The sequence below is a fragment of the Streptomyces sp. JN8 genome (assembly GCF_055808075.1).
Genome location: NZ_CM147852.1, coordinates 1,368,420 through 1,390,958, shown reverse-complemented (window position 1 = coordinate 1,390,958; position 22,539 = coordinate 1,368,420). Strand labels below are relative to the sequence as shown.

The window sequence follows — 22,539 nt, the reverse complement described above, 5'->3', positions numbered from 1 at the left end:
CGCCCGTACGCACCACCCCGCCCCGCCCGGCCCCAGGAGTCCCCGCGGCACCGTCCCCCCGGATCCCGCGCGGGCGCCGCGTGAACCAGGCCTACGCCGTCGCCGCCGTCACCGCCGTCGTCCTCGCGACCGTCCTCATCGGCGCCCTGGGCCTGCGGATCTCCCGGACGACCTCCGACTTCTACGTGGCCTCGCGCACGGTCCGGCCCGGCCTCAACGCCGCCGCGATCAGCGGCGAGTACCTCTCGGCCGCCTCCTTCCTCGGCATCGCGGGCCTCGTCCTCGTCCAGGGCCCCGCCATGCTCTGGTACCCGGTCGGCTACACCGCGGGGTACCTGGTGCTGCTGGTCCTCGTCGCCGCCCCGCTGCGCCGCTCCGGGGCGTACACCCTCTCCGACTTCGCCGAGGCCCGCCTCGAATCCCCGCAGGTGCGCCGCCTCGCCAGCCTCTTCGTGGTCGGCGTCGGCTGGCTCTACCTGCTGCCCCAGCTCCAGGGCGCCGGACTCACCCTGGAGATCCTCACGGGAGCCCCCGACTGGGTGGGCGGGCTGCTCGTCGCCCTCGTCGTCACCGGCACGGTCGCCGCGGGCGGGATGCGCAGCATCACCTTCGTCCAGGCCTTCCAGTACTGGCTGAAGCTCACCGCCCTGCTCGTCCCCGTCCTCTTCCTGCTCGCCGCCTGGTACGGCGACGAGGCGCCCCGGGCCCGTTTCGACGCCCCCGCCGTGCTGCGCGGCCACACCGTCGTCAGGCTCGCCGACACGGTGCGGATCGGGCTCGACGCCCCCCTCACGGCCACCGTCACCGGCACCGTCGACGCGGTCCCGTACGAGCGGCGGTCCGTGACCCTCGCCCCCGGCACCCACGAGGTCCTCGGCGGCACGACCCTCGCCCTCGACCCGGGGACGCCGCTGCCCGAGCGGGTCGCCGGCGGCACGGACCCGCTCGGCTGGTCCCAGCCGCTGGCCGGCGGCCGCGACGGCCACCAGCTGTACGCCACGTACGGGCTGATCCTCGCGACCTTCCTCGGCACCATGGGCCTGCCGCACGTCGCCGTCCGCTTCTACACCAGCCCGCACGGCCGCGCCGCCCGCCGCACGACCCTCGTCGTCCTCGGACTCGTCGGCTGCTTCTACCTCCTGCCGCCGCTCTACGGGGCGCTGGGCCGGATCTACGCGCCCGAGCTGGCGCTCACCGGCTCGGCCGACGCCGCCGTGCTCGTGCTGCCCGACCGCATCCTGGGCGGTCTCCTGGGCGACCTCCTCGGCGCGCTCCTCGCGGGCGGCGCCTTCGCCGCCTTCCTCTCCACCGCCTCCGGGCTCACCATGTCGGTCGCGGGCGTCCTCACCCAGGACGTGCTGCCGTCCCGGGGCGTACGCCACTTCCGCCTCGCGACCCTCCTCGCCACCGCCGTCCCGCTGGCCGTCGGGGTGGTCGCCTCGAAGGTGCCGGTCGCCGACGCCGTCGGCCTCGCCTTCGCCGTCTCCGCCTCCTCCTTCTGCCCGCTGCTCGTCCTCGGCATCTGGTGGCGCCGCCTCACTCCGCCCGGCGCCGCGGCCGGCCTGCTGCTCGGCGGCGGCTCCGCGCTCGCCGCCGTGATGGCGACCCGGGCCGGACTCGCCCCCGAGGGCTGGCCGCACACCCTCATGGCATGGCCGGCGGTCTGGTCGGTCCCGCTCGGCTTCCTCACCATGGTGCTCGTCTCGCTGGCCACCCCGCGCCGCGTCCCGCCCGGCACCCCGGCGCTCCTCGCCCGCCTCCACCTGCCGGAGGAGATCACCGGAACCGTCCCCGCCGGCGCCGAGGAGGCGCGCCGATGAGCGGCGCCGCCCTCGCCGCCGCGGCCGCCGTGCTGCCGGCCGCGGGCTTCCTCCTCGGCCGGTTCACCGCCCGGCGCGGCGGCCGCGCCGCCGATCCCGGCCTCGGCACCCCCGTCGAACGCGCCACCTTCCACACCCTGCACACCGCCTCCCTCGCCGCGCCGCCGCTGCGCGCCGGGCTCACCGAGGACACCGCGCGCCGGGCGGCGGGCACCCTCCGCTCGCTGCTCGGCACCGAGGCGCTGTGCCTCACCGACCGCGGGGCCGTCCTCGCCTGGGACGGACCCGGCGAGGACCACCACCGGGCGCACGTCCCGGAGCAGGCCGCCGAGACCCTGGAGACCGGTCGCAGCCGCTCGGTGCACACGGACTGCGCCGACCCGGCCTGCCCTCTCCGCTGGGCGGTGATAGCCCCGCTGGCCGGGGAGGACGGGGTCCTGGGCGCACTCGTCGCCTACGGCTCGCGGGAGTCGGCGGTCCTGGTCCGGGCGGCGACCGAGGTGGCGCGCTGGGCGTCCGTCCAGCTGGAGCTCGCCGAACTCGACCGCTCGCGCACCCGGATCGTGGAGGCGGAGATCCGTGCGCTGCGGGCCCAGATCTCGCCGCACTTCATCTTCAACTCCCTCGCCGCCATCGCGTCGTTCGTCCGCACCGATCCGGAGCAGGCGCGGGAACTCCTCCTGGAGTTCGCCGACTTCACCCGCTACTCCTTCCGCAGGCACGGCGAGTTCGCCCAGCTCGCCGACGAACTGCGCTCCATCGAGCAGTACCTGGCGCTCGCCGGCGCGCGCTTCGGGGACCGGCTCGAGGTGACCCTGCAGATCGCCCCCGAGGTGCTGCCGGTCACGCTGCCGTTCCTCTGCCTCCAGCCCCTCGTGGAGAACGCCGTGAAGCACGGCCTGGAGGACCGGGAGCGGGGCTGCCGGGTCACGATCGCCGCCCGCGACGCGGGAGCGGAGGCGGTGGTGACCGTCGAGGACGACGGCATCGGCATGGACCCGGAGCTGCTGCGCGCGGTCCTGCGCGGAGAGCACCCCGCCGGCTCCGGCATCGGCCTGTCCAACGTGGACGAGCGGCTGCGCCAGGTCTACGGGGCGGAGTACGGGCTCGTCATCGAGACCGGGGTCGGTGCGGGCATGAAGGTGACCGTGCGGATCCCCAAGTACCGCCCCGGTGTGCATCGTTCACCGTCGTGACCGCCCGCGGGGAACCGGAGCCGGCCGCGGGCCGCGGGACGGGCCGGAGTCAGCGCAGGTGCAGCGAGAGATGGGCGAGCGGCAGGCCCAGCTTCCAGGCGGGCAGCCAGATCTGCTCCTCCTCGTCGACCGTGCAGCCGGACTCCTCGCCCGGCGGGCCGTCCAGGTCGGCGGCGCGGACCCAGGTGTCCCGCAGGCGGCGCCACGCGGTCTCCGCGAGCACCAGGTCGGGCCCGTCGCCGCAGGCCGCGCGGCGCGCCGCGAGCCGCTCCTCGACCCAGGGCGGCCACGGGCGGTCGTACGCGGTGTGCCGCAGCCACGTGTCGATCCCGCCGGCCGGCCGGTCGGCCGCCGGCCCGTCCGGCTCCTCCGAGAGGTGGACGGTGAGGGCGAGGGCCTGGAGGCCCGCCCGGTACTCCAGTGAGCCGGGGGCCACGAGGGCGGCGGCCCGCAGCACCTCGTCGGCCAGGTACTCGGCGCACAGCCAGGCCATCGGGACGGCGAGTTCGCCGCCGCTCGTGCCGCCGGCGCCGTTCGTGCTCTCGGGGCGCAACACTCCCACCTTCTCCCGGAGATCGGGGACCCGGACGTGTGGGACCCGGGGGAGAGCTTCCTCCGTGGAGGGCGCCCGCGTGTCCCGCTTTGCTCAACTCGCCGGTGTGGATTCGGATACGTTTCCCGGCCGGATCGGTGCCGGTGGGATTGCCGGTGCGCGGGGAGGCGGAGGGGGCGGGGGAGGCGCGCCGGGCGGCGGGCGCGCCGGTTCCCCGGGCCGCCCGCGCGGCCGGCCCGGGGAGCCGGGGGCGTGGCGGTTCAGCCGAGCAGCGCGTACACCGCGGTGGCGTGGGCCGCGGTCTCCTCCGTGCCCTCGGCCGTCATGGTGATGTCGGCGAAGGCCATCCGCTTCCCGGTCTTGGTGAGCCGGGCCCGGACCAGGACGTCGGCGCCGACCACGGCCCGCTGGAAGCTGATCGACTGCTGGACGGTGGTCATGGGCACGAAGCCGCCCCGGGACGCGGCGACGGCGATCACCGTCGCCGTGTCGGCGGCGGCCATCAGGGCCTGGCCGGAAAGACCGCCGCCCTCCCGGGCCAGCCGTTCCGACCAGGGGAGCCGGAGCAGGGCCTCCTGGGCGTCGACCGAGGCGACGGTGAGGCCCAGATCGAGCACCCAGGGCGCGAAGTTGTCGGCGAGGATCTTTTCGGCGGCGGCGAGGGTCAGCGTCACGGCGTCATTGTGGGGCCGCGGCCCGGGGTCGGGCAACGGCCGCGCGGTGCGGCCGGTAGCCGGGCAGCGAACGGCCCAGCTGCCGCAGCGCGTAGTGGGAGCGGGACTTGACGGTGCCGGCCGGGATGCCGAGGTCGTGGGCGGCCTCGTTGACGGTCAGGCCGTGGAAGTAGATCCGCACCAGGACCGCCCGGTGCTCGGGGCTCAGCTCGCGGACGGCCGCCCGGACGTCGAGCGCGGCCTCGGCCGAGGCGGTGGCGTCGGCGGGGTCGGGGGTGACGGCGAGGACCCCGTCCCCGACCTCGGCGGGCCGGGCGAGACGTGAGCGCCGGGCGTCGATGGCGAGGCGGCGGGCCACGGTGAAGAGCCAGGGGCGCATCGAGTCGTAGGGGCCGTCGAAGGCCTCGGGGTGGAGCCAGGCCCGCACCAGGGTCTCCTGGGCGAGGTCCTCGGCCCGCTGGCGGTCCCCGTAGGTGAGGCCGAGCAGGAAGGAGAGGAGCGCGGGGCCGTGGTCCCGCTGCAGCTCCTCCAGGGTCCGTTCGTCGGTGGTCGCCGTGGTCATGCTCCCCGCCTCTCTGCGGCTCGTCGTCCGGGGCGTATCGCAACCCATTCGGGCGGCGGGGGACAGGGAACGGACATCGGTCTGCGACGAACGGTCGCACCGAGCGGCGAGTGGTACGGCGAGCGGTCGCACGGCGGTCCGCCGGAGCCGCTGCGTCCGTTTCAGCGGGGTTCCTGGCGTTCCGCGGCCTTGACCCTTGACTGCGGCTTTCCTGCGAGATGAATTCGTATGAATACATGTTCATCTTAGGAATCGGGCGGAGTGCCGCACATGACCTCACGCACCAGACCGGCGGGCGTGGTCGCGCTCGCCGCCGTCCTGCTCGCGGCGGCCGGCTGCTCCGGCGGCGGCTCCGCGGGCGGCGGCGCCCCCAGTGCCGGGGCGAGCTCCGGGCGACCGGGCTCCGAACGGCCCACCGCCCCGTCCGCAGCCCCCGGCGGTGCGTCCGCGCCCGCCGGGTTCACCCTCGTCGCCTCCGGGGACGTCCTCCCGCACGACTCGATCATCCGCCGCGCCGCCCAGGACGCCGGCGGGGACGGCTACGACTTCGCGCCGATGTTCGCCGGGGTGCGGTCCGTGGTCTCCGGGGCCGACCTCGCCCTCTGCCACATGGAGACCGTGTACGGAGAGGAGGGCGGGCCCTACACCGGCTACCCCGCCTTCACGTCGCCGCCCGAGGTGGCCGCCGCGCTCGGCGCCACCGGCTACGACTCCTGCTCCACGGCCTCCAACCACACCCTGGACGACGGGGCCGCGGGCCTCGGCCGCACCCTGGACGCCCTGGACCGGGCGGGCGTCCGCCACGCGGGATCGGCCCGCACCGCCGAGGAGGCGGCGCGGCCCACGCTGCTGGAGGCGGGCGGAGCCACCGTGGCCCAGCTCGCCTACACGTACGGCACCAACGGCTACCCCCTGCCCGAGGGACGGCCCTGGGCGGTGCGGCTGCTCGACGAGCGGCAGGTGGTCGCCGACGCGCGCGCCGCCCGCGCGGCCGGCGCCGACGTGGTCGTGGTCAGCCTCCACTGGGGCACCGAGTGGCAGACCGAACCCGACGAGCGGCAGCTCTCGCTCGGCCGCTCGCTCACCGCCTCGCAGAGCGGCGGCCGCCCCGACATCGACCTGATCCTCGGCACGCACGCCCACGTCCCGCAGGCCTACGAGAAGGTCAACGGCACCTGGATCGTCTACGGGATGGGCGACCAGATCGCCGGGGACATGATCAACCACGAGGGCGCCCACGACCCCCGCGGAAACCAGGGCAGCATCGGCCGCTTCACCTTCGGCCCGCCCAGGACCCCCGGCGGGCGCTGGGAGGTGACCAAGGCGGAGTTCGTGCCGCAGTGGTTCGACACCGGGCGCGGCCGGGTGGTCAACCTCGGCGCCGCCGACGGCTCCGATCCGCGCCACGCCGAGATCCGGGAAGGGATCCGACAGGTGGTCCTCAGCCGCGGCGCCGCCCGGCACGGCCTGGTGATGGGCCGGTAGTCCGCCGCCCCCGCATCCGGCCATGGGGCACGCTGCCGGCCGTTCTCGGTGCCGTCGACTCCCGCGCGCGGTCGGTCACGGGACGACCGTGACCGGCCAGCGGCCCGCCTTCACGAGGCGGATGGCCACGGAGCCCGCGATCCGGTGCCCGGCCGACTCCGAGGCGCCCACGACCACGGCGTCCGCCGTCAGCTCCTCCGCGGCCCGCACCAGGCCGGTGTAGGCGTCGCCCCGGAAGGTGTGGAACTCCCATCGGATCCGCCAGAGGTCCTTCACCTGCTCCGCCGACCTGCGGATCTGCGCGACGAGGTCCTCCGCGATCTCCTCGGTGGTCCCGGCCGTCGGCGCGCCCAGGGCGGCCCCCGCGCCGAGCACCGGCTGCACGTAGACGAGGGCCAGCAGGGCGTTCTGCCGGCGTGCCAGCCCGGCCGCGTAGGCCGTCGCGCGCAGCGAGGAGGCGGAACCGTCGACTCCCGCCATGATCACCTTCGGACCGTCGGTACCCCGTTCGAACCCACCGGGCTGCTGTTCGCTCACCCGTCGAGGCTATCGGCTCATCGGGTGCATTCGACGGGGTGGGCGGTGTCGATGAGCCGCACGGGAACTCATCCGTAGGGACCATTGGTCATGAAAAAGGATCAGATGCCCAAGGGGCGCCGCGCGGTGCTGCGGCTGGCCGCCGCCCTCGGCGCCACCGCCACCGTCGGAGCCATCGCGGCCGACCGGCTGGTGGCACCCGACCCGCCGGGCGGCGCCGCCGGACCGCCGGGCCGTGGAGCCGGCCCCGCCGCGGGCCCCCAGGCGCAGAGCGCGCGGCTGGGCCCCGCCTCCTACCGCCTCCAGCCCATGACGGCGTACGCGCCCCCGGCGTACCGGCGGGGGACGCCCCCGGTCCGGCAGCGGCCGTTCCTCAGCATGTCCGGGGTCGGGCGCTCGATGGTGCTGAGCTTCGACGACGGGCCCGACCCCCGCTACACCCCGGGGATCCTGGAGACCCTGCGCCGCCACGACTGCCGGGCCATGTTCTTCGTCTGCGGCGAGATGGCCGTGGAGAACCCCGACCTGCTGCGGGAGATGGCCGCGGACGGCCACGTCGTCGGCAACCACTCCTGGTCGCACCCGCTCATCCCCAAGCTGCGGCCCTCCCGCATCCGGGACGAGCTCGGCTCCACCAGCGAGGTCGTCGAACGGACCCTGGGGACGGCCCCGCTCTGGTACCGCGCGCCCTACGGCGCCTGGAACCGGCACTCCTTCGAGATCGGGGCCGAGCTGGGCATGGAACCGCTCGCCTGGACCGTCGACACCCTCGACTGGAAGGAGCCGGGCACCGACACCATCGTGCGCCGCGTCCTCGACGGAGCCGCGCCCGGCGCCGTCGTGCTCTCCCACGACGCCGGCGGCGACCGCGCCCAGAGCGTGGCGGCGCTCCGCCGCTATCTGCCCGAACTCCTCGACGCGGGCTACCACATCACCGTTCCCCGGCGCTGACCCCCGAGGTACGGGAAAGGGCCCCCGCACCCGAGACGGGTGCGGGGGCCCTTCGCCGTGCCGCGCTAGCGCGAGCCGACCATGCGCGCGTACACGACGACGTTCCCGTCGTAGCCACGCGCACGCGTGTAGCCGCCGCCGCAGGTGATGACCCGCAGCTCGGGGGCGCCGGTGTCGGCGTACACCTGCACGCCCGGGAAGTCGTCCTTCGCGTACACCTCGACCCCGTAGATCTCGAAGACCGCGATGCGGCCGTCGTACCGCTCGACCTCGATGTGCTGGCCCTTCTCCAGCGACCCCAACCCGTAGAAGACCGCGGGGCCCTGGGCGTTGTCGACGTGGCCGACGACCACGGCGGTGCCGCGCTGGCCGGGGGCGATGCCGTTCTGGTACCAGCCGGCGAGGTTGGTGTCCTGCGGCGGCGGGGCCGCCACCCAGCCGTCCGGGTCCAGACCCACGTCCATGATCGGCGCCGCCACCTGGATCGCGGGGATCTTGATCCGGGAGGCGGGCGCGAACGGCAGCGGCTCCAGGCCCTCGGTCGCGCCGTCCTGCGGCGGCGTGACCGGGCGGGCCGCCGCGGCGGGCTGCGGCGGCCCCTGCGCGAGGTCCACGCCGTTGCGCATCATCGCGATCCCGGACAGCATGGCGAGGGCCAGGACGCCCCACGGCCGGCGTCTCCTGCGCGGGAAGACGCGGAAATCCTTCGGGGGCATGGTTCTCCCTTCGTGGCGTCGTCAGAACGGTAAGGGCGGGCCGACGGGCCGTCGCGCCGGACGGCGCGAACGGGTGGGGGCCGCGTCCGGACGGGTGGCGGAGCGGGGCGCGGCGGCCTCGAAGGCACCCCTCGCGGCCCCTTCGCCGCCCTTCCTCGACCGGGGTTCGATCGACCCTCGACCGGTCTTCTACCGATCCTCGACCGGTCTTCGATCAGTCCTCGACCGGTCCTCGGCCGGTCTTCGGCCCCTCGCTCCGGGACCCGCGCGGAGGGTGCCCGGGCGGCTCGTGGAGCGCGCCGCCGGGGGTGTCCCCGGCCGACAGGCGGGTGACACGGGGCTGACCCATCCGAGTAATCGTCAGATAAGCGACCCGCTCCGCTCTGACCTGCGGTTCTGGCGGCTGCAAGGGTCGGATTCCGGGCGTGTCGCCTCACCGGGGTGGACCAGTCACAACATGCACGGCTTGCTTCGATTTGTGATGGTTCGTCATGGAAGGCGTACTCGTCGACACTCCCGGAGCACCGCTTTGGGGCGTCTTCCACTGGAGGTTCAACCATGCGTGCTGCACGCACTCTGGCGGTGACCGCCACCGCGATCGCGGCGGTCGGCCTCGCGGCCCCCCTCGCCGCCGCCACCTACGGCCCGGGCAACGTCCTCAGCGGTGGGTCCAACAACAGCCCGACCAACGTCACCGTCAGCCCCTCCGAGGTCCACCCGGGGTCGACGCTCACGATCACCGCCAGGGGCTGCAACCGGGGCGGCACGGTCACGTCCAACGCCTTCCCGGACGCCACGCTGTCCGGCGGCCCCGGCGTCTCCACCGCCGTCGCCCGCGTCTACAACAACGCCACTCCCGGCAACTACAACCTGGCGGTCCGCTGCAACGGCGGCTCCTCCGTGGTCACGGAGCCGTTCCGGGTCCTCCCGGGCCGCGGCGCCCAGGGCGGCCTCGGCGGCTCGCTGGCTCCCAGCTCCGCGGAGATGGCCGTCGGCGGCAGCCTGGTCGCCGCCGCCGCGCTCGGCGGCGGGCTCTTCATCGTCCGCCGTCGCCGCATGACCGGTGCGGGCGTCTGACCGGTCGAACCTCCCGGTCGACCCGCCCCGCCCGTCGCCCCCGAGTCCCTGCAGGGACTCGGGGGCGACGGGCGTTCGGGACGTCCGCCGCGCACCGGGACGTCCGCTCAGTGACGCCGGGCCGCACCGGAGCGGCGGCGCAGCACGTACACGCCGCCGGCCGCGGCGGCCAGCACCAGCGCACCGCCGGCGGCCAGTTCGAGCGGCTCGAAGCCGCCGACCGAGCCGCCCAGACCGCCCCGCACCCCGCGCGGGGGAGTGAGGATGGTGGAGCTGATCGTGGGGGTGGCGGTCGGAACGCCGCTGATCGTGAGGTTCACGGTCTCGGCGATGCCGCCGGTGCAGTTGAACGACACCGTGTACACGGCGCCGCGCCGGGCGTCCGCGTCCACGGTGGCGATGGCCGCCGACCCCGACGCGATGGTGACGGTGTCGAAGATGCCGGCCGAGGCGGTCGCCGTGCTGGCGCAGCCGGGGGCGCTCAGCGTCACCCGGCCGCCGGGGGCGACGACCGAGGGCGACACGACGAAATCGCCCGGTGCCTTGGCCCGTGCCGCGCGCGGGTTCGGCGCGGGAGCACCGTCCGCCGCGACGGCGGTGGGGGCGGCCAGGGCGAGGGCGGCCGCCCCCAGCAGGGCAGTGGACGCGGCACGTATCGCGCGCATGGTGAATCCTCCGGGTCCCGAGGGGCAGCCGCGGAAGGGGGTTTCCGCGAAAGACCGTGCGTACACCTCGATGCCGGAAACGCTAGGAGCGCACTATCACAGCCGCGATCCCAGACGTGCGAATGGGGCACGCATGTCCCCCGATCGGCTCACCCGGTCGTGTCGCCTCAGCGCCTGAGCTGCGGGAACAGGTCGGTGAACGGCGCGGCGGTGGCCGAGATGCCGCGGCCGAACGGCGCGTCGAAGTCCCAGATCAGGAAGAGCAGGAAGGCGATCAGCACGCTGAAGAGTCCGGCGAGCAGCAGTTCGCGGCCGGTTCTGCGGATCTGCAGCGTGAAGATCAGGCCCACCGTCACCAGGGCCCCGATGATCAGGCCGAACCACACCACCCCCGGCATCGTCGCGCCCGCGTTCTGCCCCCGGGCCCCCCGCGCGTCGTCGGCCACCGCCACCTGGTCGACCAGCGGCTGGTACGCCTGGCCCTCGAAGTCGTCCGCCGGCCGGTAGTCGGTGACGCTGCGGCGCACCTTCTCCAGGAGCGCGGTGCCCCCGTCGCTCAGCTCCCCGTGGTCCGCCATGTACCTCCACTCGTCGTCGATCACGTAGGAGACGTACGCGTCGACGTCGGCGCGGATGCGCTCGCGGACCGCCTGCGGGTAGACCTCGGCGCGGGCCGAGATCTCGTGCATCGCCTGGGCCTCCTGCCGCACCGTCTCCTGCGCGGCGCCGCGGGCCTCCCAGACGCCGGCGATGGCGAGGCCGAGCACGATGGCGTAGATCACGCCGATCATCATCGTCATGTACTCGATGACGTCCGGGGTCTCGCTGGGGTCGTCGTCCTCGGGGATCCGGCGGTTGTTGATGACGACGATGGTCAGGACGACCGCGCACGCGGCGGCCATCGCAAGGGTGAGAACAAGCCATTCGGACATGGATTCCTCGGGTGGGACTCAGAGGGGCAACGGGGCCGTCGGGACGACGGCTCGCGTGGTTCGCCGGGACGACGGCTCACTTGGACCGGGCGCGCAGGATCGCCGTCGCGAGGACCGCGGGCGCGGTGATCATGAGCGTCGCGGTGACGACGGACGGGGTGCTCTTCGGCTGGGGCCGCGCCGTACGGCGGTAGTGGGGCAGCGCCACGGGGGCGAGCGTCGGCGGCCGCACGGTGGGCGAGGGCGTCGGGCTCGGCGGCGGCGGGGGCGGCGGTGCCGGTGCGGGCGCCGGGGGCCTCGTCGTGGCGGGCGGCGCCGGCGGCGGTGGCTCGGGACGAGGCGCCGGCCGGGCGGCCGGGGGCTTCGGTGCGGGCCGGGGCGGCTTCGGCGCGGGCGGTGGAGGCGGCTCGGGTTTCGGCGCGGGCGGCGGCGTCGGGGAAGGCGACGGGGACGGCGGCTCGGGGGTGGGCGTCGGCTTCGGGGTCGGCTTCGGCGTGGGCGTGGGCGTGGGAGTGGGAGTGGGAGTGGGAGTCGGCGTCGGCGTGGGGGAGGGGCACGGCGGAGGCGGCGGGGTGGGGCACGGCTTCGGGTGGTGGTGATGGCCGTGCCCCTTCCCCTTGCCCTTGCCGTGCCCCTTCCCCTTGCCGTGGCCCTTGCCCTTCCCGGAGCCGCCGTGACCGTCGCCGGCGATCGCCACGGCGACGTGGGAACCGCCCGGACCGGTCGAGGCGTAGGCGCAGGCGTCCGCGGCGGCGGGCACGGGAGCGGCGAGCAGCCACACCAGTCCGAGGGCCGCCAGCGGCCGCGCGAGGAGTGATCCGTACAGAGACACGCCGTCGAGCTTGATCAGAGGCGCCGCGCGCCGGGGTGGAAACGCCTCCGATTCGCCGGATGGAGCGGATCTCGGGCCGCATCGGTTTGACCTTTCGCCCCCTCCGGCACAGTCCCGGTGGCGCGTCGGTGCGCAATGCCCCCGTACCGCGGGGCCGGTGGTTTCCGGAAGGAGGCGGACCGGGGCCGTTCCGGCCTCGGATCGATAACTGTCCGGTTGTCGCCCTGTCGGAAGGGAAGAAGAAGGAGGCATCCTGCACCGGCGACCAGCCCCCTCCCCGGGCAACACCCGAGGTACGGGCGGGACCTGAGCGCCTGTCGCGGGAGGCCGCCCAGGACCGAGGAGCCGACGCACACTCATATGCACGTGAATTTGCACAGCCTGAAGGCGTGAACTCTTCGTTCCCGAGAGCACGTGCCAAAGGCGTGTGACCAAGAACGGATCGCGAATTTCCGTTTCCACTCGCTCTCTCGGCGGGCGATCAGTAGCCTCACCTCGAACACCGGCCGCGAACACATGGCCGCATCCCCGTGGCGACTTGTTGGAGACATTGATGGAGCGTCCCGCCTGGGCTCCGCCTGGTATCGACATTTCGGTGCCGAGCGTGTCCCGTATGTACGACTTCTATCTGGGCGGCTCGCACAATTTCGAAGTGGACCGGGAAGCGGCGCGCAAGGCCATGGAGTTCATGCCTGGCCTGCCCAAGGTCATGCAGGCGAACCGCGCCTTCATGCGCCGTGCCGTCCGGCACGCCGTTGACAACGACGTCACCCAGTTCCTCGACATCGGCTCCGGCATACCGACCTTCGGCAACGTGCACGAGGTCGCCCGGGCCGCGGACCCCGCCGCGCGCGTCGTCTACGTCGACCACGACCCGGTCGCCGTGGCCCACAGCCGCGCCGTCCTGGACGGCGACGAGGGCGCCGCGGTCGTCGCCGCCGACCTCCGCAAGCCGGCCGACATCCTCCGCAGCCCCGAGGTGTCCCGACTCCTCGACCTGGAGCGGCCGGTGGCGCTGCTCCTCGTCGCCGTCCTGCACTTCCTGGAGGAGGAGGACCGGCCGGACGAGGCCGTCACGGAGCTCCTGGACGCGCTCGCCCCCGGCAGCCTCCTCGTCATCACCCACGCCTCGTACGAGGGGATCCCGCTCTCCGAGGAGCAGGCCGGCGGCACCGTCGGGGTCTACCGGAACATCCGCAGCCCGCTGGTGATGCGCTCCGGCGCCGAGATCACCCGCTTCTTCGCGGGCACCGAGCTGATCGAGCCCGGCCTCGTCCCGATGCCCCTCTGGCGCCCGGACAGTCCGGTCGAGGAGGAGGATCCCTACGCCTTCTCCGGTTTCGCAGGGGTGGGGCGCAAGGCGTGAAGGTCCCGTCTCAGCCGCCCGGCAGGGGTGCCGAAGCCGACGGCCCGGAGGACAGACTCAGGCGGTTCGTCACCATCTGGAGCCGTGCGATCTTCCCGGTGACCGCCACCTCGCTGACCCGTGCGGAGTTCGAGGGCCATCTGCTGCCGCTGGCCCGCACCCTGAACGACGCGCTGCACGCCCGGCCCTTCGACACGGCCCCGGCCCAGCGCGCCGGCGCGGCACTCGTCGCCGCCCACTGCACCGACCCCGACGCCCTCGGCCGCAGCCTCGGGGTCGTCGACTCGTACCTGGTGCTCTACTGCGGTACGGAGTCCGAACTCCCCGCCGAGGAGCTGCGGGCCCGCTGCGCCCGGCTCCAGCACGCCATGGCCGCCGGCTACGCCCAGGCCCTGCGCGAGCGCACCCGGGCCGAGCAGGAGGCCATCGCGCGCTCCGCGCTCTCCGCCCGCAGCGCCGCCGAGATCGCCCTGCACGCCACCGAGAGCCGCTTCCGCGCGGTCTTCGACGGCGCGGCCATCGGCATCGGCATCGCCGACCTCGACGGCAACGTCCTGGAGGTCAACGAGACCCTCACCCGCATGTTCGGCGGGATGGAGGGGCCGCTGCGCAGCCGCAAGGTGAGCGAGTGGGTCCACCCGGAGGACGGACCGCACGTCTGGAAGCTGTACGAGGAACTCGTCCGCGGCGACCGCGAGCACTACCGGGTCGAGAAGCCGTACTACCGCGGCGACGGGACGGTCCTGTGGACCAATCTCACCGTCTCCCTCCTCCGGGACGCCGAGGGCAACCCCCAGTACCAGCTGGCCCTCATGGAGGACACCACCGAGCGCCGCCTGCTCCACCTGCGCCTGCGGTACGAGGCCACCCACGACGCGCTGACGGGCCTGCCCAACCGGACGCTGTTCTTCGAACGGCTGGAGAAGGCCCTCGCGCCCGGCGACAACGCCCGCTTCGGCCTCTGCTACCTGGACCTCGACGGCTTCAAGGTCATCAACGACAGCCTCGGCCACTCCACCGGCGACCGGCTCCTCGTCGAGGTCGCCGACCGGCTCCAGAGCTGCGTCACCGGATCCGGCGAGATGGTCGCCCGGCTCGGCGGGGACGAGTTCGTCGCCCTCACCACCGGCGCGGGCGGCGAGCAGGACGTCACCGAACTCGCCGACCGCATCCTCGCCGCCCTCGCCACGCCCCTGCGGATCGACGGCCGCGAACTGACCGTCCGCGGCAGCCTCGGCGTCGTCGAGGGCCCGGCCGGCGAGCGCACCCCGGCCGAGGTCCTGCGGAGCGCCGACATCACCATGTACCGGGCCAAGTCCGCCGGCGGCAACCGCTTCGAGCTCGCCGACCCGGAGGCCGACGCCCGGGCCATCACCCGGCACGGCCTCACCACGGCCCTGCCGACGGCCCTGGAACGCGGCGAGTTCTTCATCGAGTACCAGCCGCTCGTCCACCTCGGCGACGGCAGCGTGCACGGGGCCGAGGCGCTCGTCCGCTGGTGCCACCCGCAGCACGGGGTGCTCGGTCCCGACCGGTTCATCCCGCTCGCCGAGGACACCGGCCTCATCGTCCCGCTCGGCCGCTGGGTGCTCCAGGAGGCCGTGCGGCAGGCCCGGTTCTGGCAGGCCCGGCACGCCGACGGCGGGCCGCTGCGGATCAACGTCAACCTCTCCCCGACGCAGCTCCACCACCCGCGCCTGGTCGCCGACACCGTCGACGTCCTGGAGCGCTCCGGCCTCGAACCGGGCGCGCTCTGCCTGGAGGTGACCGAGTCGGCCCTCATAGGGGCGGACGAGGGCCTGCTCAAGCCCCTGCGCCAACTCGCCGAGATGGGCGTGGACATCGCGCTCGACGACTTCGGCACCGGCTACTCGAACCTGGCCAACCTGCGGCGGCTGCCGGTGAGCGTCCTCAAGCTCGACCGCTCCTTCACCCGGGGCATGCAGCAGCACCCGGTCGACCCGGTCGACCTCAAGATCGTCGAGGGGATCGTCTCCCTGGCGCACAGCCTGGAACTCGCCGTCACCGTCGAGGGCGTGGAGACCGGAGCCCAGGCCCGCCAGCTCCGCGACCTCGGCTGCGACACGGCCCAGGGCTGGTACTACGCCCGTCCCGGAGCGCCGGACCGCATCCACTCCCTGCTCCTGGCCGACGCGGTCTGAGACCCCGGCCGACGAGACCGGCCTCCCCGCACGGAGCGGGGAGGCCGGGAAGAGGTACGGGGGAGGAAAGCGGAGAGACTGTTCATGGAGTGAGGAGAAGGAAGCCTCTCCATGGCCTCGCCCCGGGAACGACCGTAGCACTCAGGCGGGCAGCAGGTCGCGGAGATTCTCCGGGGTGAACACCCGCGAGCCGGGGGCGAGCCCCTCGGGCCGCTCCAGACCGACGAAGGTCACCGGGGCCTCCGGCACGGTCCGGCCGTCCCACAGCGCCGTCACCGCCCCCGACTCCTCCATCAGCGCCACCAGATGCCGGACCGTCAGGTGGCGGCGCCCCATCAGGGCCCGCATCACGGCCGCGATCGTCACCCGGTGCCCCTCGACCCGGTTCGCCGAGGGCGCGCCCCTCAGATACAGGTGCAGCCAGTGCGCGCGCCAGCGCCCCTCGGCGTCCCGCCGGAAGGCGAGCGGCAGCGCCACCCGGCCGGCGCCGCGCAGATCCGACTTCATCCGCACGGTGCGCGGCTCGAAGGGCCGCCCCCGCTGCTCCCCCTCGCGGAGCATGAACCCGAAGAAGCCCTCCGCGACCTCGTCGAAGCCCTCACCCGAGTAGACGTGCACCTGCGGGACGATGTACGTGCCGCGCACCGCGCCGAGCCGCAGGTCGATGAACTCCGACGCCCCGTCGGGCGCGTCGGTGACATCGCCCGAGTGCCGGCCCTCGACGTCGGTCAGCGCCGTGTACGACAGCCAGGTCACCGTCGCGTACTCCTCGTCCAGGACCAGCGCCGACAGGTCCAGGTCCGTGGAGCGCCGCGCCTGCCGCCAGTACGTGAAGAAGCGCAGCAGCTCCCCTTCCACGGGCGAGACCGATCCGCGCGGCAGCACGCCGAGCCCCGCCGACGCGGCGCGGCCGCTCAGCGGCAGTGCCACGTCCAGCACGTCGGGGTCGATCAGCAGGCGCCCGGGAGACGGCAGGCGGCGCCGGGTCTCGGCGTCGAGGACCGCCATGACCCGCACGCGGTCGGCGTCCTCCAGCGCCGGACGCGTGTCCTCGGCGACCCAGCCCCTGGCGTCCCGGTTCACGAACACCCGGGGCACCCCGGAGCTCCCGCCCGCGCGGTTGCGGACGTGCTCGCGGACCGAGAGGACGACCCGGCCCGACACCCGGGGCGCGGCCCGTTCGACGGCCGCGAGGACCGCCTCCCGCTCCTTGTCGCCGTGCGCCGTGCGCAGCAGCCGGTCCAGGGCGCGGAACAGCCGCCCCGGGGCGTGGTCGGCGAGCAGCTCCGCCGCACCGGCGACCTCGCCGCGGGCCAGCAGCTCCTCCACCCGGCTGTCGAGGGACGGGACCCGCCGCTCGCCGCGGGCCACCGCGAACACCTCGGCGGCGTGCGGCCAGTGCGGGTACTCGTGCGGGTGCAGCCGCTCCCCGAGGCGCTTCCACGCCTCCCCGTGCGCGGACACGTCCGACAGCTTCGCGGGGGAGGCGGCCACGAGGGCGTCGAGCCCCGCGAGCAGGGCCCGGCGGTGCCGGCGCGGCAGCGCGCGGAACCGGGTCGAGTCGCGCAGGGTGACGTCCCCGCCCGTGAGGGCGCAGGCCAGCCGCAGGACGTCGGTCACCGTGTCGAGCAGCGGCGCGGCGCCCCTCCGCAGCCGGGCCCGGTTGACGACCGCGCGGATCTCCCGGACCGGCATCGCCTCGGGCTGCGGGCCGTCGGCGCAGTGCTCGGCGAGCACGGCCAGATCGCCGAGGTGCTCCTCGCCGAGCGGGGTCGTGCTGCCGGCCAGGGCCAGGTAGAGCGCGCCGACCTCGGTGTCCGCGTCGGCGCCGAGGTGCAGCACCGTCAGCCGGTCGCCGGCCGCGGCGATCAGCTCGTCGTGGACGGCGAGCATGTCCTCGTAGCCGTGCCGGTAGCGGCCGTACGACGGGAGGGTCAGCAGGTCGAGGACCCCGGCGCGGAGCAGGTCGACCGTACGCGCGCGGGAGTCGTCGTCGGCGAGCGCCTCGGTCACGCACTGGCGCCAGAAGTCCAGGGTGTCCGGCACGTTGGCCGGGAAGTCGATGAAGTAGACGTTGTGCCGGACGTGGTCGCCGACGATCTCGCGGACGGTCGCGAGGGTGCGGACGGCGGTCTCCGCGACCGAGGGTCCGGACAGTCGCGACAGGTGCCCGACCAGCTCTCCCGACAGCTTGAACCCGACGCTCATCAGGGCCGCGTCGAACCGGTGCGCGAGCGCGGCCCCGTCCCCGGCCGGTCCGGCGGGCGCGGGAAGACGACGGGTGTGCTGGACGACCAGATGTTCGAGGGCGTGGACCATGGGGGAATGCTCGCAGTCGGCGGAGCCCCGCCGCACATGGATTTACCGGCCGCGGCCGCCGGCCGGTCGTGCCGCGCGTGGTGCCCGCGAGGCCGGCGGGTCGCGGGCCGAGCGGCCCCGTGCGGCCGGTCAGCCGACGGCAGTGGTCCGGCCGGGGCCGCCCCGCCGCGACGCCAGCAGCATCCGCTGGAGCTCCCGGGCGGCCCTCGGGGGCGCGACGTCGCTGCGGTGGGCGAGGGCGATCGTCCGCCGCAGGCCCGGCCGGGCGAGGGCGGTCACCCGGAGGTCGCGGCCCGCCCGCGACGCCACCATCGCGGGGACGACCGCGAGCCCCAGCCCGGCCCGGACGAACCCGAGGACCGCGTCCAGCTCGCCGCCCTCGACGGTGAACGTCGGCTCGAAGCCCTCGGCCCGGCAGGCCGCCACGGTGAGTTCCCTCAGGTCGTAGCCGTGCCGGAACATCACGAGCGGCTGCTCGCGGAGGTCGGTGATCCGCACCGGGCGGCGCGGCGCCGGGGCCGAGGCGGAGGAGACCACCACGAGGTCCTCCCGGAGCAGCTCCACCGTCGTCAGCGCCGGCGACGGACTCGGCAGCGGCAGCACGACCAGTGCCAGGTCGAGGGCCCCGCGGGCCAGCTCCCGCACCAGGTCGTGCGAGCCGCCCTCCTCGATGAGCAGCTCGATCCCCGGGTGCAGGTCGTGGAAGGCGCGCAGCACGTCCGGCAGCAGGCCCGTGCAGAGGCTCGGGGTCGCGCCGAGCCGCACCCGGCCCCGCTTCAGCTGGGCCAGTTCCTGGACCTCGATCCGGGCGGTCTCGGTGTCGGCGAGGATCCGGCGCGCGAGCGGCAGCAGGGCCTCGCCGGCGTCGGTGAGCGTGATGTTCCCCCGGGCGCGGCTGAACAGCTCGGCGCCCAGCTCCTGCTCCAATGCCTTGATCTGCTGGGAGAGCGAGGGCTGCGAGACGTGGACGCGCTCGGCGGCCCGGGTGAAGTGGCGGGTCTCGGCGACGGCGACGAAGTAGAGGAGCTGCTGGAACTGCATGGGCACCAGGGTAGGACACGTTCATAGGGGTGGCCTATCGAGATCAGCCGGACCATGTCTTGGACCTCTCGGGTCCTTCGGCCCTAGCGTCGTGGGTATGGCTCTGGCACCCACGAGGGACCGGACGACGGGCCGCCCGCCGTCCCCCACACCGCACCGCGGATTCCTGTCGTCGACCCTCGGCAAGAAGACGGTCATGGCAGTCAGCGGGCTGATCATGCTCGGCTATCTCGTCGCCCACGTCGCCGGCAACCTGAAGGTCTTCTTCGGCCCCGAGGAGTTCAACGGCTACGCCCACTGGCTGCGGGTCCTGGGCGCACCCCTCCTGCACCACGAGTGGGCCCTCTGGCTCGTCCGGATCGTGCTCCTCGCCGCCGTCGGGGCCCACGCGGTCTCCGCGTACCAGCTCAGCCGCCGCGACGTGCGGGCCCGGCCCACCGCCTACGTGCACCGGCGCAGGCGCTCCTCGTACGCGACCCGCACCATGCGCTGGGGCGGGATCATCCTCGCCCTCTTCATCGTCTGGCACATCCTCGACCTGACCACCGGCACGGTCCACCCCGGCGGCTTCGAGGAGGGCCGGCCCTACCAGAACGTGATCGACACCTTCTCCACCTGGTACGGCAACGTCATCTACATCGTCGCCATGCTGGCCGTGGGCCTCCACGTCCGGCACGGCTTCTGGAGCGCCGCCCAGACGCTCGGCGTCGGCAGCGCCCGCCGCGAGCGCCTCCTGCGGGGCCTCGCCAACACCCTCGCGATCGTCCTGACCGCGGGATTCGTCTCCGTCCCCGTCGGCGTCATGACCGGAGTGGTGAGCTGATCCATGAACCCCACCGAATTCGCGGACTACACCGTGGGCGAGCCGATCACCGACACCAAGGCCCCCGCGGGACCCGTCGCCGAGCGCTGGGACACCCGCCGCTTCGAGGCGAAGCTGGTCAACCCCGCCAACCGGCGCAAGCACCGCGTCATCGTCGTCGGCACCGGCCTGGCGGGCGGCTCGGCCGGCGCCACCCTCGCCGAACAGGGCTACCACGTCGTCCAGTTCTGCTTCCAGGACTCCCCCCGCCGGGCCCACTCCATCGCCGCCCAGGGCGGCATCAACGCGGCGAAGAACTACCGCAACGACGGCGACTCGATCCACCGGCTCTTCTACGACACCGTCAAGGGCGGCGACTTCCGCGCCCGCGAGTCCAACGTCCACCGGCTCGCCCAGATCTCGGTCGAGATCATCGACCAGTGCGTCGCCCAGGGCGTCCCCTTCGCCCGCGAGTACGGCGGGCTCCTCGACACCCGCTCCTTCGGCGGCGTCCAGGTCTCCCGCACCTTCTACGCCCGCGGCCAGACCGGCCAGCAGCTCCTGCTCGGCGCCTACCAGGCGCTCTCCCGGCAGATCGCCGCGGGGAACGTCGAGATGCACGCCCGCACCGAGATGCTCGACCTGGTCGTCGTCGAGGGGAGGGCCCGCGGGATCGTCGCCCGCGACCTGGTCACCGGGGAGATCTCCACGCACTACGCGGACGCGGTGGTCCTGGCCAGCGGCGGCTACGGCAATGTCTTCTACCTGTCGACGAACGCCATGAACTCCAATGCCACCGCCGTCTGGCGGGCCCACCGGCGCGGCGCGTACTTCGCCAACCCCTGCTTCACCCAGATCCACCCCACCTGCATCCCGCGCACCGGCGACCACCAGTCCAAGCTGACCCTGATGAGCGAGTCCCTCCGCAACGACGGCCGCATCTGGGTCCCCAGGGCCAAGGGCGACACCCGGGCCGCGGCGGACATCCCCGAGGACGAGCGGGACTACTACCTGGAGCGGATCTACCCCTCCTTCGGCAACCTCGTCCCCCGGGACATCGCCTCCCGCGCCGCGAAGAACGTCTGCGACGAGGGCCGCGGCGTCGGACCAGGCGGGCAGGGCGTCTACCTCGACTTCGCCGACGCGATCCGCCGCATGGGGCGGGCCGCCGTCGAGGAGAAGTACGGCAACCTCTTCGACATGTACGCGCGGATCACCGCGGAGAACCCGTACGAGGTCCCCATGCGGATCTACCCCGCCGTCCACTACACGATGGGCGGACTCTGGGTCGACTACGACCTCCAGACCACCGTGCCCGGGCTCTTCGCCGTCGGCGAGGCCAACTTCTCCGACCACGGGGCCAACCGGCTCGGCGCCTCCGCCCTCATGCAGGGCCTCGCCGACGGCTACTTCGTCCTCCCCGCCACCATCAACGACTACCTCGCCCGGCATCCCCACGCGGAGCCCGTCACCGACGACCACCCGGCCGTCCGGGAGGTGCTCGCCGAGACGGAGGACCGGCTGAACCTCCTCCTCGCGGTCGGCGGCGACCGCACCCCCGACTCCTTCCACCGGGAGCTCGGCGAACTCATGTGGGAGTACTGCGGGATGGCCCGGACGGAGGAGGGGCTGCGCACCGCCCTCGCCCGGATCCCGGAGATCCGCCAGGAGTTCTGGAGCCGGATCCGGGTCCCCGGCACCGGCCGTGAGTTCAACCAGTCGCTGGAGAAGGCGAACCGCATCGTCGACTACCTGGAACTCGCCGAGCTGATGTGCCTCGACGCGCTCCACCGTGCCGAGTCCTGCGGCGGCCACTTCCGCGAGGAGTCCCAGACGCCGGACGGCGAGGCCGCCCGCGACGACGAGCGCTTCGCCTACGCCGCGGCCTGGGAGTTCGGCGGCACCGGCACCGCCCCCGTCCTCCACAAGGAGGACCTGACCTTCGAGTACGTCCACCCCACCCAGCGGAGCTACGCATGAGGCTCACCCTGCGCGTCTGGCGCCAGCGGAACGCCGACACCCCCGGCGCGATGTCCACCTACGACGTGGACGGGATCTCCGCCGACATGTCGTTCCTGGAGATGCTCGACACCCTCAACGAGGACCTCATCCTGCGCGGCGAGGACCCCGTGGCCTTCGACCACGACTGCCGCGAGGGGATCTGCGGCGCGTGCAGCCTCGTCATCAACGGCGACGCGCACGGGCCGGAGCGGACCACGACCTGCCAGCTCCACATGCGGTCGTTCGACGACGGCGACACGATCGACGTCGAGCCCTGGCGGGCCGCCGCCTTCCCCGTCGTCAAGGACCTGGTCGTCGACCGGTCCGCCTTCGACCGCGTCATCCAGGCCGGCGGGTACGTCTCCGTCCCCACCGGAGCGGCCCCCGAGGCGCACGCGACCCCCGTTCCCAAGGCGGACGCGGACTCCGCCTTCGAGCACGCCGAGTGCATCGGCTGCGGCGCGTGCGTGGCGGCCTGCCCCAACGGTTCGGCGATGCTCTTCACCTCCGCCAAGGTCAACCACCTCAACGTGCTGCCCCAGGGCGCCCCGGAACGCGAGACACGGGTCCTCGACATGGTGGCCCAGATGGACGCCGAGGGCTTCGGCGGCTGCACCCTGACGGGGGAGTGCGCGACGGCCTGCCCCAAGGGGATCCCGCTGCCGTCGATCTCCGCGATGAACAGGGAGTGGCTGCGGGCGCAGCGCAGGACGGGCCGCGGCTGAGGCCGGACGACGGGCCTTGACTGAGGCCGGTTCAGGACAGTCTCCCGGCGTGGGCTCCGCCACATGAAGCACCCCGAGGCGAAAGATCCTTCACGAGAACATCACTTTCTCCGTAAGATCTTC

General features: G+C 73.9%; 21 protein-coding genes. 11 read left to right on the top strand and 10 right to left on the bottom strand.

Annotated features, from left to right (window positions below; all coding sequences use genetic code 11):
* The first annotated feature begins 80 nt into the window (after nucleotides 1-80).
* Together ACY0MR_RS06040 and ACY0MR_RS06035 are read left to right on the top strand one after the other, a co-directional pair.
* Nucleotides 81-1,820 carry a sodium/solute symporter gene (locus ACY0MR_RS06040; protein ID WP_392863959.1) on the top strand — a complete coding sequence of 580 codons (1,740 nt, stop codon included), beginning with the start codon at nucleotides 81-83 and terminating at the stop codon, nucleotides 1,818-1,820.
* A complete protein-coding gene (locus ACY0MR_RS06035) occupies nucleotides 1,817-3,016 on the top strand; it encodes a histidine kinase (protein WP_388795273.1) in 1,200 nt (399 codons plus the stop codon). The genes ACY0MR_RS06040 and ACY0MR_RS06035 overlap by 4 nt, the downstream gene beginning before the upstream one ends.
* Before the next feature lie 49 nt (nucleotides 3,017-3,065).
* Here ACY0MR_RS06035 and ACY0MR_RS06030 read toward each other — a convergent pair whose 3' ends face one another.
* The 3 genes from ACY0MR_RS06030 to ACY0MR_RS06020 all read right to left on the bottom strand — a co-directional run bounded on the left by ACY0MR_RS06030 (nucleotide 3,066) and on the right by ACY0MR_RS06020 (nucleotide 4,805).
* Nucleotides 3,066-3,569, bottom strand: coding sequence for a hypothetical protein (locus tag ACY0MR_RS06030; RefSeq protein ID WP_388795270.1), 504 nt, complete (start codon nucleotides 3,567-3,569; stop codon nucleotides 3,066-3,068).
* A gap of 260 nt (nucleotides 3,570-3,829) precedes the next feature.
* A complete protein-coding gene (locus tag ACY0MR_RS06025) occupies nucleotides 3,830-4,243 on the bottom strand; it encodes a PaaI family thioesterase (protein WP_388795267.1) in 414 nt (137 codons plus the stop codon).
* Nucleotides 4,244-4,247: 4 nt separating this feature from the next.
* Entirely contained in the window at nucleotides 4,248-4,805 is a 558-nt protein-coding gene (locus ACY0MR_RS06020) for a sigma-70 family RNA polymerase sigma factor (protein ID WP_388795264.1), read from the bottom strand.
* A 270-nt stretch (nucleotides 4,806-5,075) separates the two neighbouring features.
* Here ACY0MR_RS06020 and ACY0MR_RS06015 point away from each other — a divergent pair, with 270 nt between their 5' ends.
* Complete coding sequence (locus ACY0MR_RS06015; RefSeq protein WP_388795261.1) at nucleotides 5,076-6,290, top strand: CapA family protein; 1,215 nt, start codon at nucleotides 5,076-5,078, stop codon at nucleotides 6,288-6,290.
* A 75-nt stretch (nucleotides 6,291-6,365) separates the two neighbouring features.
* Here the strand turns inward: ACY0MR_RS06015 and ACY0MR_RS06010 are convergent, their stop codons facing one another.
* On the bottom strand, nucleotides 6,366-6,770 hold the full coding sequence (locus ACY0MR_RS06010; protein WP_473561707.1) for a universal stress protein: 405 nt from the start codon (nucleotides 6,768-6,770) through the stop codon (nucleotides 6,366-6,368).
* A gap of 147 nt (nucleotides 6,771-6,917) precedes the next feature.
* On the opposite strand from ACY0MR_RS06010, the gene ACY0MR_RS06005 reads away from it, so the two are divergent.
* Nucleotides 6,918-7,778 (top strand): polysaccharide deacetylase family protein, encoded by an 861-nt coding sequence (locus ACY0MR_RS06005; protein WP_404078374.1) that lies wholly within the window; start codon nucleotides 6,918-6,920, stop codon nucleotides 7,776-7,778.
* A 65-nt stretch (nucleotides 7,779-7,843) separates the two neighbouring features.
* Here ACY0MR_RS06005 and ACY0MR_RS06000 read toward each other — a convergent pair whose 3' ends face one another.
* Nucleotides 7,844-8,494 (bottom strand): class F sortase, encoded by a 651-nt coding sequence (locus ACY0MR_RS06000; RefSeq protein ID WP_388795255.1) that lies wholly within the window; start codon nucleotides 8,492-8,494, stop codon nucleotides 7,844-7,846.
* Between the two features lie 558 nt (nucleotides 8,495-9,052).
* Between ACY0MR_RS06000 and ACY0MR_RS05995 the strand changes: the two genes are divergently transcribed.
* Nucleotides 9,053-9,571, top strand: coding sequence for a hypothetical protein (locus ACY0MR_RS05995; protein WP_361863308.1), 519 nt, complete (start codon nucleotides 9,053-9,055; stop codon nucleotides 9,569-9,571).
* 107 nt (nucleotides 9,572-9,678) lie between these two features.
* Here the strand turns inward: ACY0MR_RS05995 and ACY0MR_RS05990 are convergent, their stop codons facing one another.
* From ACY0MR_RS05990 to ACY0MR_RS05980, 3 genes are all read right to left on the bottom strand, one after another.
* Nucleotides 9,679-10,236 carry a hypothetical protein gene (locus ACY0MR_RS05990; RefSeq protein WP_392038477.1) on the bottom strand — a complete coding sequence of 186 codons (558 nt, stop codon included), beginning with the start codon at nucleotides 10,234-10,236 and terminating at the stop codon, nucleotides 9,679-9,681.
* 167 nt (nucleotides 10,237-10,403) lie between these two features.
* Nucleotides 10,404-11,168 (bottom strand): bestrophin-like domain, encoded by a 765-nt coding sequence (locus ACY0MR_RS05985; RefSeq protein ID WP_473559623.1) that lies wholly within the window; start codon nucleotides 11,166-11,168, stop codon nucleotides 10,404-10,406.
* Between the two features lie 76 nt (nucleotides 11,169-11,244).
* Complete coding sequence (locus ACY0MR_RS05980; RefSeq protein WP_361860124.1) at nucleotides 11,245-11,376, bottom strand: hypothetical protein; 132 nt, start codon at nucleotides 11,374-11,376, stop codon at nucleotides 11,245-11,247.
* Nucleotides 11,377-11,401: 25 nt separating this feature from the next.
* On the opposite strand from ACY0MR_RS05980, the gene ACY0MR_RS05975 reads away from it, so the two are divergent.
* The 3 genes from ACY0MR_RS05975 (at nucleotide 11,402) to ACY0MR_RS05965 (ending at nucleotide 15,528) form a co-directional block, all read left to right on the top strand.
* A complete protein-coding gene (locus ACY0MR_RS05975; RefSeq protein ID WP_473559621.1) occupies nucleotides 11,402-11,767 on the top strand; it encodes a hypothetical protein in 366 nt (121 codons plus the stop codon).
* Between the two features lie 786 nt (nucleotides 11,768-12,553).
* Complete coding sequence (locus tag ACY0MR_RS05970; RefSeq protein ID WP_388795242.1) at nucleotides 12,554-13,366, top strand: SAM-dependent methyltransferase; 813 nt, start codon at nucleotides 12,554-12,556, stop codon at nucleotides 13,364-13,366.
* Nucleotides 13,363-15,528, top strand: coding sequence for a putative bifunctional diguanylate cyclase/phosphodiesterase (locus tag ACY0MR_RS05965; protein ID WP_388795239.1), 2,166 nt, complete (start codon nucleotides 13,363-13,365; stop codon nucleotides 15,526-15,528). The genes ACY0MR_RS05970 and ACY0MR_RS05965 overlap by 4 nt, the downstream gene beginning before the upstream one ends.
* A gap of 141 nt (nucleotides 15,529-15,669) precedes the next feature.
* Here the strand turns inward: ACY0MR_RS05965 and ACY0MR_RS05960 are convergent, their stop codons facing one another.
* Together ACY0MR_RS05960 and ACY0MR_RS05955 are read right to left on the bottom strand one after the other, a co-directional pair.
* Nucleotides 15,670-17,847 carry a hypothetical protein gene (locus tag ACY0MR_RS05960; protein WP_473559618.1) on the bottom strand — a complete coding sequence of 726 codons (2,178 nt, stop codon included), beginning with the start codon at nucleotides 17,845-17,847 and terminating at the stop codon, nucleotides 15,670-15,672.
* A gap of 129 nt (nucleotides 17,848-17,976) precedes the next feature.
* Complete coding sequence (locus tag ACY0MR_RS05955; protein WP_404078385.1) at nucleotides 17,977-18,888, bottom strand: LysR family transcriptional regulator; 912 nt, start codon at nucleotides 18,886-18,888, stop codon at nucleotides 17,977-17,979.
* Between the two features lie 97 nt (nucleotides 18,889-18,985).
* Here ACY0MR_RS05955 and ACY0MR_RS05950 point away from each other — a divergent pair, with 97 nt between their 5' ends.
* The 3 genes from ACY0MR_RS05950 to ACY0MR_RS05940 are packed head-to-tail and all read left to right on the top strand — an operon-like array spanning nucleotide 18,986 to nucleotide 22,416.
* The gene (locus ACY0MR_RS05950) at nucleotides 18,986-19,711 is read left to right on the top strand and encodes a succinate dehydrogenase (protein WP_473559616.1); all 726 of its coding nucleotides are present in this window, start codon (nucleotides 18,986-18,988) and stop codon (nucleotides 19,709-19,711) included.
* 3 nt (nucleotides 19,712-19,714) lie between these two features.
* The gene (locus ACY0MR_RS05945; protein ID WP_388795227.1) at nucleotides 19,715-21,670 is read left to right on the top strand and encodes a fumarate reductase/succinate dehydrogenase flavoprotein subunit; all 1,956 of its coding nucleotides are present in this window, start codon (nucleotides 19,715-19,717) and stop codon (nucleotides 21,668-21,670) included.
* A complete protein-coding gene (locus ACY0MR_RS05940; RefSeq protein ID WP_361858831.1) occupies nucleotides 21,667-22,416 on the top strand; it encodes a succinate dehydrogenase/fumarate reductase iron-sulfur subunit in 750 nt (249 codons plus the stop codon). The genes ACY0MR_RS05945 and ACY0MR_RS05940 overlap by 4 nt, the downstream gene beginning before the upstream one ends.
* The last annotated feature ends 123 nt before the right edge of the window (nucleotides 22,417-22,539 follow it).